Here is a 14,890-nt window from a genome sequence, read left to right as displayed (position 1 = left end):
AGATATCAAATTATTATCCCAACCATAATCGTATATAATAATCTGTTTTACAGGATATATACCTCTTTGGTTGGGATAATAATGAAGTTGGGATAAATTTTGCTTGGCACGTTAGCTTACAATGTGGGACCGGCGAAGCTGTTAGGCAGCAAAACAATCCCCAAAAGCACCTTAATCAAGAAGCTGGAAGCTGGTGACAGGAACATCTACCGTGAGTATATAGCCTTCTGCAACTACAAAGGAAAACGCCACGCCATGCTGCTCAAACGGAGAAAGGCGGAGTTTGCGCTGTTGTATATCCCATAAAAGGACTGACAAAACTGGCAAAAGACGTGCCATATTTAACTTGGCACGTCTTTTGCTCTATCACTTGATAGATTATCGTAGGATTTTCTCGTTAATTGACATCGTTGAGCCATTTTTGCCTATCGGTTTCCAAATAACACTTCAAGTTGTAAGTGTTGTGAGAGCAATACAAAACATAGTTATTAACCATAAAAAGTATAGCGAAATTATGAAGAAAGTATTTAGGAAAATTCAGAAAGGAACAACAAAAATGATTGAACGTATCAAATCGTTGGGGGAAATGGAGACGAAGCAGAAATGTGTAGTTCAACGGTTCGAGATTATCATTCCCCTCCACCAAAAAATAACGACCCAATATATAGCCTCCGCAAGTTTTACTTGCGGATTTTTTAGTTATCGCAGATTGGACAAAGGTTTCTTTGCTACTTTCTTTGTCCGCCATCATGCTCACTGAAAGAAAGTAGGGCGGCTCTCGCCGCCCCGCCACTCAAAAGCGTGTGTAAAGTCCCGTCACCATCGTGAACATTTCCTCCAGCATATCAAAATAGATACCCTCGTGTACGGCAATGTCCTTTGTCTTGCACTCAAAGGTCTTTTTGCTGAACGTCCTGCGGTAGAAGCGCATATTGTAGAGGTCTGCCCCTTCGTCATAGATGATGTCAAGGCGGTTGGCACTTGTTTTGTTCCTTGCAAGGCTCATCCGTAAGCCGTTGCCCATATCTATGAAATCACGGCTACCTGTCATGGCGGTGAAGCGTTTTCCGCCTATCTGCTGTAATATCGTCTTGGCTATCATATCTTTTGTTTTTAGGGTTTTAAGTATTGGCGGTGCGGACACCGCCATCCCGTTCAAAATTCTCGCATTTCGGAAATGGGGGTCTGCCGTTGTAGCCACTCTTTCACACATTCCATATTGTACTCGCTCGTGATGACTGCCGTATGGCTGTCGGTGGCGGTGAAACGTGTGCTTTCGTAATCATCTATCCACCCCTTGAGGGTGTCCGTTCCCCACGCTCCGGTATCGTCAAAGATACCGTCCAATGCCGTGATAGGTTCGCTGAACTTGACTATCAGCGTTTGATAGGTCGTGTTCATAGTCTGTCCTCCTTTCCCTTCTTTGCGTTCAGCCACTTGTCCCGTGCGGCTCGGCACTCGTCCAACGTGGGTTTGACACAAGAGAACAATTCTCTGTCTATGGGGTGGCGGTAGTCGTACTGCACAAGTGTCCGCCTGCGTCTTCCGATACCCGATTGGAAACGCTCGTATTTCTCCGTACCTGCTTCCGCGCAGGTGCTTACTCCGTTGATGGTCATTCGTGTTGTCATAATGTTGCTTTTTAGATGGTTAAAAATGTACTGACAGAACTCTGTTCTTCATCACCATTTCGGGGTTGCTTGTGTAGCGTTGGTGCAGGTAGAAATGGTGTGAGCCGAAGCCGTAAAGGAAAAACTTGTCAAGTTCGTGCTTCTCGGCAAACTCCTTTACGCTCTTTCTCAATTCCCCCTCACTCGTTGTGAGAGTGAGGAGGTTCACAAATTCAAGGAACATCGTGGGGATTGCATCATCCCACACACAAGTCATACTTTCAATTCTTACTTCCATATCAATGTTGTTTTAGGGGTTATGCTATGCCGCTTTCATCCGCTCACGGATAAGGTTGGCGTTCTTGTTCACAAGGTCTATGATGCGCTCGTGATATTCGGTGTCCTGGTTGTGCTTGCCGTGGCACTGCACCACTTCGAGGGTTCGCAAGTCCACCTCTACGGTTTCAATAATCTCATCGCCAATCCTTGCCGATAGTATGAGGGTGTCGGCTTTCTTGTAGTATCCACTGCCAAACACGCAGATGCCCTGCGTCTTGCCCTCGTTGTAATACTCGTCTATGCTTTCAAGCACCTTGACGATTATTTCCTCGTCCGTGATTACCAAGCCGAAGAATTTGGATTTGTTGGCGATGAAATCCTCCGCATCTTTCTTTCGTTGGAGTTGTCGCTGTTGCTCACGCTCACGCCTTTCAATCTCCCAACGGCGTTGCTCTGCGGCTCTTTCCTTCTCGTGTATGGCTTCAATTTTTCGGGTTGCGTTGTCGTGTGCCGCCATGAAATCTTCGGGACAGATGTTCTTCGGGTTACGGAGGTCTTGACCGAGTTTTTTGAGCATACGCAGATAGTCGCACCACATTGAGAGGTTGTCTATCTGATACTTGTGACGCTTGGCAATCAGATATGATGCCCAACATTCATCGGCAGTACGGGTATTGAAAAGAAAGTGTTTCATGACCTCAATCTCACCGCCTTTCATAAGGGTTTCAATTCTTGGGTCTGAAAGCAAGGCTTTGAAAAGACGCACGGGGGAGATGCCGTGGAAATCGCCCTTGAAGCCGTTACGTCTGAGTTGGGGCAATATCCTCATCTTTGGATATGCACAGCTTCTTGCCACCACATCATCGTATAGGCTGTTGTGCGGTCTTACCTCCATATCGCTGCCTAATGCCCACACATCGCAATAGCAGAAAAGGAAGCCACGGAGCAACGCCATGTCCGTAACCTTGCCGTCGGGTGAAATCCAACGCTGCACGACCTCGTGGCAGTAGAAACGCATCGGTTCGCCTTTCCTGCTCTCGCATCTGACCTGCGCCACGCGGATTACCTGATACCCTTTGCAGGTGGTTATCACGCTGAAATTCTGCGTTTCCTTGTAGATGCGTCTGCGTGTGTCCTGCACTTTGAGTTCGGCATGGCATTTGGGGCAGGTGCAGCCTTCAAGGGTGTCGCATAGTCCGCTGTCGCTGTGCCACTCGTGACCGCAGTCGGAACAGGTGATGTTCCCTTTCTTGGTGCGGTAGCCGATATGCTCAACGCAGTGGCGGTATGCCCAATCTATTTGTGTCGCTGATATGGGGCGAAGGTTGGCGGAAAGTCTTGCCACCTCTTTCTGTATCTTGGTCTTCGGTTTCATAAGCCTAAATCAAATAATGAGGGTTGGGGTTGGTTTTCTTTTCTCGCTGACGGTCTGTGGCGGTTCTGCAACTTGCGGAGTTCCTCCTCTTGGTATTTGCGGACAGCGTTCTGACGTGCCTCCGCCTTTTCCTCTGCCGTGAGTTTCACAACGTGGTTCACAACCACTTGGCAGTCCATCGGTTTGCCCACCTCTATCTCGTTTTCCTCATAGTAGTGGATGGCTTGCCCGAATATCTCTCCGTCCGTGAAACCGTTGCAACCGCTTTTCTGCACATAGTTCAGAATGTGGGTCACGCACTCGTCCATGTTCTTGGCAGGGTTGCGGTACTTCTTTGCAAATAGCGCATCTTCCTCCGCACGCTGTTCCAAGTACATATATATCGTTCTCTTGAAATGGTCTGTTCCTTTCATATCGCTGTCATTTTTAGATTATCTGTTTCAGTATCTCTCTCCAATAGGTCGGCTCTACCTCGCTGAGAAGGAAGTCCATGAAATCCCTCCGTGCGTCCTTGTTCAGTTCGTGGTACAATCTTCGGAAAGTTTCAAAATTGCCGTTGATGTACGTTTCCACCATATACACGAAGATGTTGTCCACCTCGTAATATCTGCACTGCTGCGCTGCCGTCTTGCTGTTTCTTTTTGCCATGTCGGTAAGGGTTAAAGGGTGAATAACCAAAGGATGAAGCCAAAGAAGGCAATGGTGGAAAGGATAGCCACGATTACACCTATCGCCACTCGGAACACTCCGTTTACAATCTCTCTGATGATGCCCCAAAGGATGCCGAACACCCCGAAGGCGGTGCGCATCATCAAGCCGCATATCGCCAACCCGATGTGTTGCGCCATTTGTCTGAAATTTGCCGTTGCCGTCATATCTTCGCTGTTTTTGATTTTTTTGTTTTTAATGCGGATTCAAGAGCTGAGGGAGTTGAGTTTCAAACTATCTTATCTGCCTCTCGTTTATCCGACATTTTTTTTATGCGTCTTTCTGTCGCATCGGTCGTTTTCGTTTCGGGTGCTTGAAAAGGTAGGGATTAGGGAATGCAAGGTTTTTCGGTCAAAATACTACCCGCAGGGCTGGAGATTTTTACCGAAAACAGGAGGCTTGACCTTGCTTTCCCGTCCAATCCCGGAATTACCTTTGCGCCCAGAACGAAAATGACTGACTGATGCGGCTTACTGAAAGGCGCAAAATGGAGGTAAACGAAAACAGAGGCAGATTGTGTAGAAAAAAACTTCAGGGGAAAATCCGTAAAAAAAAGAATCACCAAAAGGAAAAAGACATCACCGGAAGCGTGAAAAGGGCAAACCACAACAAAGGAAGTATGATTGTTTCCGATCCGACGGAACTTGTTCAGCCGGGTGGCAACAATCATTCTTCCCGGTTTGTCCGGCTGTGTGTGGGCGCCTGTTTCATTCATGGGGCAGGCTGACACACTCTGCATTCACTTTCCGCTTCCGGCAAAAGAGACAGCGAAAAAAGAAAAATCATTTGAAAACCCGTAAAAGCACCTCTTGGCATAGGCGCAAAAGAAAGGGGCATTGCTTCATCTGTCTAAACATCGTTTAGGCGTGAGGCAATGCCCTTTTCTCCAGCTATGCGGTAGTCGGCACACGTTTGTTCCAAACTCGTTTTGGGCAATGGTGTGCCGACGGACAATACCGCTTTTACGGAAAATTCTTATGAATGAGGGGATAAAAAACGGGAGTTTATATCAAAATCTCGAATTAAATAGCTACTTTTGCATACGAAGAGTTCTTTGAAGGTTACGCAACGCGCAGAAGGATAATGCAGTAGATAACTAACTAAATCGTAACCTATTACTATCAAGAGCAATTAACCTACGCTCATTTCCAATAAATTACACTCTTTTCGTAACTTCTGATTGCAAAATTACATGTTTATATGCTAAAATCGGTCTTTTAGGATTGTTTTTTGTAAAAAATTAAATTCTCAGTGAAAATTTTCGCCAAAAAGTTTGTGGGTTTCGGAAAAACGCATTACCTTTGCATCGCAATTCAGAAATGAGGCGCACACAATGCTTCAATAGCTCAGTTGGTTAGAGCACCTGACTGTTAATCAGGGGGTCGTTGGTTCAAGCCCATCTTGAAGCGCAGGAGTCCGAAGGTTTCTTCGGACTTTTTTTTGTTGCACGAAAATTAAGGGCCGCGGCCCTGTAAACGGTCCACCGAAAATTTGCTGGCCCGAAAAAGTTTAACCTCAACGGCTTATCTGAAAACTATATCAAGAAAGTGGAACTGAAACTGAATCTCAGGCCAAGAAAAAACTCAATTTCTCAACACCTAAACAAGAATGCTTCAAACAAATCAATAATTTTGCACTTGCCAGTTGAAACTACCCTGCAGTTTTTCAGTAAGTATGAGTAATATTTATCTTGAATTCATATTTATTTTTCAAAAAAATATCACTACCTTTGCATATTACTCTATGGAAAAAGATTATGGTTTTATGCCGCAGGTGATAATATCAGACCATGCAGACAATTTGAATATAGGAAAATATGAATTTGAATCATTTGTTGCAAAAAGATGGCGCAAGCCAAACGAGGGATTCATTGATTTAGAAAAGGTGACATCTTCAGAACTTGATATTGAAGCAATAAACAATGAAGATTAATAAAAGAGGCAGTAGCAATGCAAGAAAACAATTACATATATTTGGAAAATTGGCGGAACAAACTGTTGCAAGCCGTGGTTGAAGGTAATGAAGCAAGTATTAATATTTGTATCAATGCTATCAATTCGTTGTTTCCTGATATTCAGTATCAGGCGAACTATATACTTGCCAGTATGGTGCATAATCCGATAACGGATTTTACGAATCATCGCAATTCTATGTATCTGAATCTGGCTGAAACGAAACTGAGAGAGAAGTATCCGCGAACTTTCTCCAACAATGCTATCTACCAGCTTTTCTATGCACCATATAGAAACATTTGCAACAACTATAGTACAAATTCTGGCAAACAAATCTCCCGGGATGACTTACTGAAAGTCATGGGCTATTCGATTAAGATCGCACAAATCTGCGCCCCATGTAATCCTTTATATGAGCAAGCCGCTGACGCATTGATTGTATGTAAAGCAATTAATGACTCATTGTCAGGACAGAAAATCACAAATCTTACAGCAAAGATGCTCCATTATGCCAATGACTTTATTACCAAAGAAGTGCTGAGACATGCCCGGTCTGATGACGAAAAAAGCCAAACGTATGGAATGTCTCTGCTCGTGGATTTGGTGATAGATTTGTTTAGTTAAAGCTCAAAATAATACCTATAAAAGGTTAGATTAAAAGACGCAATCATGAATAAGGATAATAGCATAATACTTTATCAAGACGATAACGAAATAACCCGTGTATCGGTACGATTTGCAGATGAAGACTTGTGGCTGACACAAAACCAGTTGGCGGAGATATATTGTACTACACAACAGAATATCAGCCAACATGTGGACAACATATATAAAGATGAAGAACTGACCATAGAGGCAACTAACAAGAAATTCTTGTTAGTTCGTCAGGAAGGCAACCGTCAGGTAAAACGTAATATTGACCATTACAATCTTGATATGATTATCGCCTTAGGTTATCGTGTCCAGTCTCAAGTGGCGGCACGCTTCCGCCGCTGGGCTACCCAACGGCTTCATGAATATATACAAAAGGGCTTTGCAATGGATGATGAACGGTTGAAGCAAGGTGGCAACCGCTATTTCCGAGAGCTATTGCAACGTATTAGGGATATTCGCAGCAGTGAACGCAATTTCTATCAACAGGTTACAGATATATATGCTACAGCCACAGACTATGACCCACGCGACGAGATGACGAAGATGTTCTTCGCAACCGTGCAAAACAAGTTGCATTATGCCGTTCACGAGAATACGGCAGCAGAAGTTATCTACAGTCGCGTGGACAATGAAAAGCCGTTTGTAGGCATGACTAACTTCAAAGGCAATTATGTGACTAAGGATGATGTGAAGATAGCCAAGAACTATTTGTCTGAGATTGAACTCCAACGTTTGAATCTGCTTGTTTCCGGCTTCTTGGATTTCGCGGAGTTCCAAGCATTGGAAATGAATCCCATGACAATGAAAGATTGGATAGAAGCCTTGGACAATCAGATCATCGCTCACAAGCGGAAGGTTTTGATTGGCAAAGGAAACATCTCGCATAAACAAGCGGTTGAAAAAGCAGAAAAAGAGTTCGCCATATATCGCAAACGTGAAATGGATTTGCTTGAAAGCGATTTTGATAGAGAAATCAAAAGATTAAAGGACAAGAACGACAATAATTCAAACTAATTTACTACCTTTATTTCAAGAAATCATCCGAGTTCTGTAACCCCTAAAAGTGTGGTTGGAACCAGGTGAGATTCTTGTTCCGAGGTGACTGCGTTTTTTTTGTCCGTACGAGAAGACATGGGTATGACATTGTCCTGTTAATTCTGAAATTTTAACTTTTCTTTTTTCTCGAAATAGAAACGTCAGGGCGCCTTCTTCGCCTCCTTTACACGTGCTTTTGGGCGGTCTTGTCTGCCGTAAGGGCCTCCCGACACTCCCGCGAGGGCCGTTTCACCTTGCAATAAGGCCGTTGTCGCAATGCAATAACGGCCTTATTGCAAGGTGAAACGGCCCTCTCTGCTTTCTTGACAAAGCCGTGTCGTCGTAACGTGCTGACTGTCAGTGCTTCCTGTTTTAGGCAAAAAATGCGGTTTTCGGGCGTTTGATTGAGAAATGCTCTGCGTGTGCTGCTTAACATACGTTAAAGTAAAGATAATTGTAAATGCGCAGCCCGGCGTCAATGGCTGTATTCCATTGCCGGAATGCGGTGCAGACAAGCAGTATCGGCGGTGTTATGGGATTTGTTGTAGACCCCTTTGGCTTTTTTGCGACTTGTTAATCATATTTTTATGGTAATTTTTTGCTTGCCGTTTCTTTATTTCGTAACTTTGCAATCTTGAAAGGAGGACGGCCTGATATGGCCGGAAAGAAGCAAGAAAAATGGAAGAAAACAACGATAACAACAAAGGCACGAACGCGGATACCCGACAGAACGAGTTTGTGAGGAAAGTGGCCGAACAGAAATATGAGTTCGGGTTCACCACTGATGTGCATACGGAGATAATAGAGAAAGGACTCAACGAAGATGTGGTCAGGCTGATTTCGCGGAAGAAGAACGAGCCGGATTGGATGCTCGACTTCCGCCTGAAAGCTTTTGCCTATTGGAAAACACAGACACAGCCCACATGGGGACACGTGCGTCTGCCAGAGATAGACTATCAGTCAATATCCTACTATGCCGATCCGCTGGCAAAGAAAGCCGGCGGTGAGGAAAAGAAAGAGATAGATCCGGAGCTGATGAAGACATTCGACAAACTGGGCATACCGCTCGAGGAGCGTCTTGCGCTGAGCGGTGTGGCCGTGGACGCCATCATGGACTCGGTGTCGGTGAAGACCACTTTCAAGGAGAAACTGGCCGAAAAGGGCATCATATTCTGTTCAATAGGTGACGCCATACAGCAGCATCCCGACCTTGTGCGCGAGTATCTCGGCACGGTGGTGCCCTATCGCGACAACTTCTATGCCGCACTGAACAGCGCCGTCTTCAGCGACGGCTCGTTCGTATATATACCCAAGGGAGTGCGTTGCCCGATGGAACTCAGTTCGTATTTCCGCATCAATGCAAGGAATACGGGACAGTTCGAACGCACGCTGATTGTTGCCGACGACGATTCGTACGTATCGTATCTTGAGGGATGCACGGCACCGATGCGCGACGAGAATCAGTTGCACGCGGCCATCGTCGAGATTGTGGTGAAGGACCGCGCCGAGGTGAAATACTCTACGGTGCAGAACTGGTATCCGGGCGACGAGAACGGCCGCGGCGGCGTGTACAATCTTGTGACCAAGCGTGGCGAACTGCGCGGCGAGGGCTCCAAACTCTCGTGGACGCAGGTTGAGACAGGCAGTGCCATCACATGGAAATACCCGTCGTGCGTATTGCGCGGCGACAATTCCGTGGCCGAGTTCTATTCCGTGGCAGTGACCAACCATTATCAAGAAGCTGATACGGGAACGAAGATGATACATCTCGGACGCAACACCAAGAGCACCATAATATCAAAGGGCATATCGGCCGGCAAGAGCCAGAACTCTTATCGCGGACTGGTGCGTGTGGGGGCGAAAGCCGACAACGCGCGCAACTATTCGTCGTGCGACTCGCTGTTGCTCGGCAGCGACTGCGGAGCCCATACGTTCCCGTATATGGATGTGCATAATGACACGGCGATTGTAGAACATGAGGCTACGACGAGCAAGATCAGCGAAGACCAGTTGTTCTATTGCAACCAGCGTGGCATTCCGACGGAGCAGGCAGTCGGGCTCATTGTCAACGGCTACGCCAAGGAAGTGCTCAACAAGTTGCCGATGGAGTTTGCCGTAGAGGCTCAGAAATTGCTAAGCGTGTCGCTTGAAGGCACGGTGGGATAAACGATTATAAGAAAAGATTATGCTGACAGTAAAAGATTTACATGCCAAGATTGGCGACAAAGAGATATTGCGTGGTATCAATCTCACCATAAACGACGGTGAGACTCATGCCATAATGGGACCTAACGGTTCGGGAAAGTCGACACTGAGCGCTGTGCTCGTGGGCAATCCGCTCTACGAGGTGACCGGCGGCGAGGTAGTGTTCAACGGAAAGAGTCTGCTGGAGATGAAGCCGGAAGACAGGGCTCATGAAGGATTGTTCCTCTCGTTTCAGTATCCGGTGGAAATACCCGGAGTGTCGATGACCAATTTCATGCGGGCAGCCATCAACGAGAAGCGTAAGTATGAGGGCAAGGAACCGATGGGAGCGGGAGATTTTATCAAACTGATGCGTGAGAAGCGAAAGATTGTAGAACTCGACCAGAAGCTCGCCAACCGCTCCGTGAACGAGGGGTTCAGCGGTGGTGAGAAGAAACGTAACGAGATATTCCAGATGGCCATGCTCGAGCCGAAGCTCTCCATTCTCGACGAAACCGACTCGGGGCTTGACGTCGACGCCATGAGGATTGTTGCCGAAGGCGTCAACAAGCTGCGCACACCGGAGTCGAGCTGCATCGTAATCACTCACTACGACCGTCTGCTCGACATGATAAAGCCTGATGTGGTGCATGTGCTTTACAAGGGTCGTATCGTAAAAACGGCCGGTCCGGAGCTGGCGCGTGAGATTCAGCAGCGCGGGTATGACTGGATAAAGGCTGAGTTAGGAGAAGTATGAAAAGAACGCTTATGCAGAGTGAACAGCAATATATAGACCTTTATAACAACAGTCGGAGAATGCTCTTCGGACATAGTGCCGATGCAATGAATGCCGTGCGCGACCGTGCTTTCGACGACTTCAGCCGTCTTGGCTTTCCGACACGGAAGGTAGAGCGGTATAAGTATACAGACATGGAGGCACTGTTTGCCCCCGATTACGGTCTGAACATCAACCGTCTTGATATCCCGGTCAATCCATACGACGCTTTCCGGTGCGACGTGCCCAATCTCAGCACATCGCTTTATTTCATTGTCAACGACGCTTTCTACAGCAAGACGCAGCCCAAGAGCCATTTGCCGGAGGGTGTCGTTGTCGGTTCATTGAATGACTTTGCCGGGAAACATCCCGAACTTATCGCCGGATACTATGCAAGGATAGCCCGTACGGACGAGGATGCCGTGACGGCTCTCAATACAATGCTGGCTCAGGACGGGCTTGTGGTGTATGTGCCAAAGAATGTCGTCGTGGACCGTGCCGTGCAGGTGATCAACATATTGCGTTCCGACGTTGACCTGATGGTAAACCGCCGTGTGCTCATAATCGTGGAAGACGGTGCCGAGATAAAACTGTTGTTCTGCGACCACGCCGCCGACGACCGCCGTTTTCTGGCCACGCAGGTCATAGAGGCATACGTAGGGAACAATGCCGGTCTTGACCTTTACTGCCTTGAGGAGACGCATGCAAAGAACGTGAGAGTGAGCAATCTGTATATCGAGCAGCAGGCCGGCAGCCGTGTCAACCACAACATCATCACGCTGCACAACGGCGTTACGCGCAACCGCACCGATCTCGTCATGGCGGGTGAGGGGGCCGAATGCCGGCTTAACGGCTGCGTGATAGCCGACAAGCGGCAGCATGTGGACAACAATACTCTGATAGACCATCGTGTGCCTCACTGTACAAGCAACCAGCTTTATAAGTATGTGCTCGACGGAGAGGCCAAGGCTGCCTTTGCCGGTCGTGTGCTCGTGCGCCCCGGAGCCCAGAAGACAATCTCGGAAATGCGCAACCAGAACATCTGTGCCACCCGCGACGCCCACATATACACCCAGCCGATGCTTGAGATATACGCTGACGACGTGAAGTGTGCACACGGAAGCACAGTGGGCCAGCTCAACGATGCCGCCCTGTTCTATATGCGCCAGCGCGGCATATCGCTGAAAGAAGCCAAACTGCTGCTCGAATTCGCATTTATCAACGAAGTGATCGATTCCATACAGCTCGCTCCGTTGCGCGACCGTCTGCATCTGCTCGTTGAGAAACGGTTCCGTGGCGAACTGAGCAAATGTGAGGGATGCAAGTTGTGCAGATAGGCAGGACAAACTTTTAATCATCAGCTAATGAAAATCCGACAAGACAACCGACATGAAATGTCCGCACGGCCTCTGCCGATCGGAGATGAGGTGAGGAACGATTTCCCGATACTTTCACGTACAGTCTACGACCGTCCGCTGGTATATCTCGACAATGCGGCCACGACGCAGAAACCGCTCTGCGTGCTTGATGCCATGCGCGACGAATACCTTAACGTCAATGCCAATGTGCATCGTGGTGTGCATTATCTCTCGCAGAAGGCCACCGACCTTCATGAGGCAGCCCGTGAACGTGTGCGCAGTTTCATCAATGCCCGCAGCACGAATGAGATAGTATTCACCCGCGGTACCACCGAGAGCATCAATCTTGTGGTTTCATCGTTCTGCGATGAGTTTATGACTGAAGGGGACGAGGTGATATTGTCCGTCATGGAACATCATTCCAATATCGTACCGTGGCAGTTGCAGGCCGCCAGGAAAGGCATTGCCATCCGTGTCATTCCGATGAACGATCGCGGAGAGTTGCTCGTCGATGAATTTGAACATTTGTTTACCGACAGGACACGTATCGTGAGCGTCGCTCATGTCAGCAACGTGCTTGGCACGGTGAATGATGTCGATGAAATCGTACGTATTTCGCATCAGCACGGTGTTCCTGTCATGATAGACGGTGCGCAGAGCACACCTCATTTCAAGGTTGATGTACAGTCGATGGATTGTGACTTTTTTGTATTCAGCGGACACAAGATGTATGGTCCTACCGGTGTTGGCGTGCTTTACGGCAAGGAGGAGTGGCTCGACCGTCTGCCGCCGTATCAGGGAGGTGGAGAGATGATAGAGAGCGTAAGTTTTGATAAGACTGTTTTCGCACATCTGCCGTTCAAGTTTGAGGCCGGTACGCCTGACTATGTAGCCACTCACGGTCTGGCCAAAGCCATCGACTATATGGAGGAAATAGGTCTCGACCGTATCTCCGCACACGAAAGGGAACTGACCCGGTATTGTATGGAAAGGCTTCGGAATATCGATGGAATGAGGCTTTTTGGAGAGTCTGAAGGCAAAGATGCCGTAGTGTCGTTCCTTGTGGGCGATATCCATCATCTTGATCTTGGCACATTGCTCGACCGTCTCGGCATTGCCGTGCGCACCGGCCATCACTGTGCCGAGCCGCTTATGCAACGTCTGGGCATACAGGGCACAGTGCGTGCATCGTTCGCACTTTATAATACAAAGGAAGAAATAGATATCCTTGCCGACGGTATAACTCGTGTGAGCCGTATGTTCTGATCGCGGAGCTATAGCGACATCGGCTTGATGTCGCGGCAATACACATTGTATATATGTACCAATTTAATTAAAATGCTTGCAAGTCATTTTTACGATGGTCTCGTTGAGGCCGGATGCGATGAGGCCGGTCGTGGCTGCCTCGCCGGAAGCGTTTATGCCGGAGCTGTGATATTTCCGCCCGATTATGAAAATGCAGAGCTAAACGACTCCAAGCAACTCACGGAAAAGCGGCGTTATGCCCTCCGCGAGACAATAGAGCGCGATGCCGTGGCATGGGCTGTGGGTGTTGTCACTCCCGAAGAGATAGACCGTATAAACATTCTCAATGCGAGTTTTCTTGCCATGCACCGTGCGCTCGACCGGCTTGCCGTGCGGCCGGAGGCAATCATTGTTGACGGAAACCGTTTCAAACCGTACCGCGACTTGCCATATACTACCATTGTCAAGGGCGACGGCAAATATCTGTCAATTGCCGCGGCGAGCATCCTTGCAAAGACTTATCGTGACGATTACATGGCCGGGCTCGCTGCCGAATATCCCGAATATGGCTGGCTGAGCAACAAGGGGTATCCCACCGCGAAGCATCGTGAGGCCATCCGTCAATACGGCATCACGCCATACCACCGCCTCAGTTACAATCTTACAGGGGAACTCTCGTTGGATTTTAAAGATTGAATTGAGAAAATCCAAGATTTCATCGGTAATCCAAATCCTAACGTACAATGCGTCACAACAATCTCGCCCGCGAGTTATCACTGATACTCCTTATGACAGAAAACCGCGGATATACGGTACGGCAATTGTGCGACCGACTCGGAATCTCGCGCCGGAGTCTTTATTATTATATCGACTTTCTGCGCGACTATGGCTTTGTTGTAGAGAAGCATGGCGCGTGTTACAGCCTGGACAAGACGTCACCGTTTTTCACAAAACTGATAAAAAAGGCCCATTTCACCGAAGACGAAGCCATTGTAATGCGTCGTCTGCTCGACGGTGCCGACTCTGCAAGTATGCATGTTGAGCATCTCAGGCGTAAACTCGACAATCTTTACGACCTTGGTATACTTGAAAACGTGACAGTGCGCGAGCGGGAGGCACAGAATGTGAGTACGTTGTATGAAGCGATAAAGCAGAAAAAGGCCGTAATACTGCGCAATTATTCGTCGCCGCACAGCGACAGTGTGAGCAACCGTGTTGTGGAACCTTATTTGTTTTTGGACAACAACAATGAGGTGAGATGTTATGAATATAAATCGGCCATGAACAAGACATTCAAGATATCGCGCATAGAGGAGGTCATGATGCTTTCCGACGACTGGACTCACGAGGCCGCCCACCATAGTGTATATACCGACATCTTCATGTTCAGTGGCGAGGCCACCATGCCGGTCGAACTGCGGCTGAACCGTCTGGCCCGTAATCTTCTGCTTGAAGAGTATCCCCGTGCGGGTCGTTATGTCACGCCTGACGGCCCGTCTCATTGGGTCCTACGGCTCGACGTGTGTAGTTATCTCGGGGTGTCACGCTTTGTTCTCGGACTTTTCGAGAGTGTGGAAGTGCTTGGAGATGACCGGTTCCGCGAGTTTGTCAGAGCTAAGATTGCATGTATGAAACTGTGACTTGGCAGAGGCCGCTTGATGATGTATATGTTCGAATAAGCAGATCCCGGCAATTGGTTTTCAGATAATATATAC

Annotated in this window: 19 protein-coding genes, 1 tRNA gene and 2 pseudogenes; 13 read left to right on the top strand and 9 right to left on the bottom strand. The window is 47.9% G+C overall.

Features of this window, described 5'->3' with window-relative positions:
• Positions 1–96: 96 nt before the first annotated feature.
• A pseudogene (locus tag HPS55_RS08940) lies at positions 97–306 on the top strand (glycoside hydrolase family protein); the annotation flags it as partial.
• A gap of 64 nt (positions 307–370) precedes the next feature.
• Positions 371–760, top strand: a complete 390-nt coding sequence (locus HPS55_RS14335; RefSeq protein WP_004291527.1) for a hypothetical protein — start codon at positions 371–373, stop codon at positions 758–760.
• Positions 761–793: 33 nt separating this feature from the next.
• On the opposite strand, the gene HPS55_RS08930 is transcribed toward HPS55_RS14335, so the two are convergent.
• The 9 genes from HPS55_RS08930 to HPS55_RS08890 form a co-directional block, all read right to left on the bottom strand.
• Positions 794–1,102 (bottom strand): hypothetical protein, encoded by a 309-nt coding sequence (locus HPS55_RS08930; RefSeq protein WP_004304290.1) that lies wholly within the window; start codon positions 1,100–1,102, stop codon positions 794–796.
• 53 nt (positions 1,103–1,155) lie between these two features.
• The gene (locus HPS55_RS08925; protein WP_004291529.1) at positions 1,156–1,401 is read right to left on the bottom strand and encodes a DUF6956 domain-containing protein; all 246 of its coding nucleotides are present in this window, start codon (positions 1,399–1,401) and stop codon (positions 1,156–1,158) included.
• On the bottom strand, positions 1,398–1,631 hold the full coding sequence (locus HPS55_RS08920) for a DUF3873 domain-containing protein (protein ID WP_004304291.1): 234 nt from the start codon (positions 1,629–1,631) through the stop codon (positions 1,398–1,400). Before HPS55_RS08920 ends, HPS55_RS08925 begins: the two co-directional genes overlap by 4 nt.
• A gap of 19 nt (positions 1,632–1,650) precedes the next feature.
• On the bottom strand, positions 1,651–1,908 hold the full coding sequence (locus HPS55_RS08915) for a hypothetical protein (RefSeq protein ID WP_172324915.1): 258 nt from the start codon (positions 1,906–1,908) through the stop codon (positions 1,651–1,653).
• A gap of 24 nt (positions 1,909–1,932) precedes the next feature.
• Positions 1,933–3,264 carry a PcfJ domain-containing protein gene (locus HPS55_RS08910; RefSeq protein WP_004291532.1) on the bottom strand — a complete coding sequence of 444 codons (1,332 nt, stop codon included), beginning with the start codon at positions 3,262–3,264 and terminating at the stop codon, positions 1,933–1,935.
• Positions 3,261–3,677 (bottom strand): PcfK-like family protein, encoded by a 417-nt coding sequence (locus HPS55_RS08905; protein WP_004291533.1) that lies wholly within the window; start codon positions 3,675–3,677, stop codon positions 3,261–3,263. Before HPS55_RS08905 ends, HPS55_RS08910 begins: the two co-directional genes overlap by 4 nt.
• A 13-nt stretch (positions 3,678–3,690) precedes the next feature.
• Complete coding sequence (locus HPS55_RS08900; RefSeq protein ID WP_004291534.1) at positions 3,691–3,912, bottom strand: hypothetical protein; 222 nt, start codon at positions 3,910–3,912, stop codon at positions 3,691–3,693.
• Positions 3,913–3,923: 11 nt separating this feature from the next.
• Positions 3,924–4,139 carry a hypothetical protein gene (locus HPS55_RS08895; RefSeq protein ID WP_004291535.1) on the bottom strand — a complete coding sequence of 72 codons (216 nt, stop codon included), beginning with the start codon at positions 4,137–4,139 and terminating at the stop codon, positions 3,924–3,926.
• 161 nt (positions 4,140–4,300) lie between these two features.
• Entirely contained in the window at positions 4,301–4,687 is a 387-nt protein-coding gene (locus HPS55_RS08890; protein ID WP_009126113.1) for a hypothetical protein, read from the bottom strand.
• A gap of 620 nt (positions 4,688–5,307) precedes the next feature.
• Here HPS55_RS08890 and HPS55_RS08885 point away from each other — a divergent pair.
• The 11 genes and pseudogenes from HPS55_RS08885 (at position 5,308) to HPS55_RS08840 (ending at position 14,815) form a co-directional block, all read left to right on the top strand.
• Positions 5,308–5,381: transfer RNA gene (locus tag HPS55_RS08885), tRNA-Asn, on the top strand.
• 90 nt (positions 5,382–5,471) lie between these two features.
• A pseudogene (locus HPS55_RS14410) lies at positions 5,472–5,620 on the top strand (IS30 family transposase); the annotation flags it as partial.
• A gap of 95 nt (positions 5,621–5,715) precedes the next feature.
• Positions 5,716–5,904, top strand: a complete 189-nt coding sequence (locus tag HPS55_RS08880; protein ID WP_253945782.1) for a DUF3732 domain-containing protein — start codon at positions 5,716–5,718, stop codon at positions 5,902–5,904.
• A 17-nt stretch (positions 5,905–5,921) separates the two neighbouring features.
• The gene (locus HPS55_RS08875; RefSeq protein ID WP_172174909.1) at positions 5,922–6,548 is read left to right on the top strand and encodes a hypothetical protein; all 627 of its coding nucleotides are present in this window, start codon (positions 5,922–5,924) and stop codon (positions 6,546–6,548) included.
• Between the two features lie 45 nt (positions 6,549–6,593).
• Positions 6,594–7,592, top strand: a complete 999-nt coding sequence (locus tag HPS55_RS08870; protein WP_172174912.1) for a virulence RhuM family protein — start codon at positions 6,594–6,596, stop codon at positions 7,590–7,592.
• A gap of 699 nt (positions 7,593–8,291) precedes the next feature.
• The gene (gene sufB / locus HPS55_RS08865; protein WP_172174915.1) at positions 8,292–9,779 is read left to right on the top strand and encodes a Fe-S cluster assembly protein SufB; all 1,488 of its coding nucleotides are present in this window, start codon (positions 8,292–8,294) and stop codon (positions 9,777–9,779) included.
• 19 nt (positions 9,780–9,798) lie between these two features.
• The gene (sufC, locus tag HPS55_RS08860) at positions 9,799–10,554 is read left to right on the top strand and encodes a Fe-S cluster assembly ATPase SufC (protein ID WP_172174918.1); all 756 of its coding nucleotides are present in this window, start codon (positions 9,799–9,801) and stop codon (positions 10,552–10,554) included.
• 11 nt (positions 10,555–10,565) lie between these two features.
• Positions 10,566–11,909 (top strand): Fe-S cluster assembly protein SufD, encoded by a 1,344-nt coding sequence (gene sufD / locus HPS55_RS08855; RefSeq protein WP_172175133.1) that lies wholly within the window; start codon positions 10,566–10,568, stop codon positions 11,907–11,909.
• A gap of 57 nt (positions 11,910–11,966) precedes the next feature.
• Positions 11,967–13,196 carry a cysteine desulfurase gene (locus tag HPS55_RS08850; RefSeq protein ID WP_172175136.1) on the top strand — a complete coding sequence of 410 codons (1,230 nt, stop codon included), beginning with the start codon at positions 11,967–11,969 and terminating at the stop codon, positions 13,194–13,196.
• Between the two features lie 72 nt (positions 13,197–13,268).
• Positions 13,269–13,871, top strand: a complete 603-nt coding sequence (locus HPS55_RS08845) for a ribonuclease HII (RefSeq protein WP_172174921.1) — start codon at positions 13,269–13,271, stop codon at positions 13,869–13,871.
• A gap of 47 nt (positions 13,872–13,918) precedes the next feature.
• Positions 13,919–14,815 (top strand): helix-turn-helix transcriptional regulator, encoded by an 897-nt coding sequence (locus tag HPS55_RS08840; protein ID WP_172174924.1) that lies wholly within the window; start codon positions 13,919–13,921, stop codon positions 14,813–14,815.
• The last annotated feature ends 75 nt before the right edge of the window (positions 14,816–14,890 follow it).

Source organism: Xylanibacter rodentium (genome assembly GCF_013166575.1).
In the GTDB taxonomy this organism is placed as follows: Bacteria; Bacteroidota; Bacteroidia; order Bacteroidales; family Bacteroidaceae; genus Prevotella; species Prevotella rodentium.
This window is presented reverse-complemented; position numbering and strand designations above follow the sequence as displayed.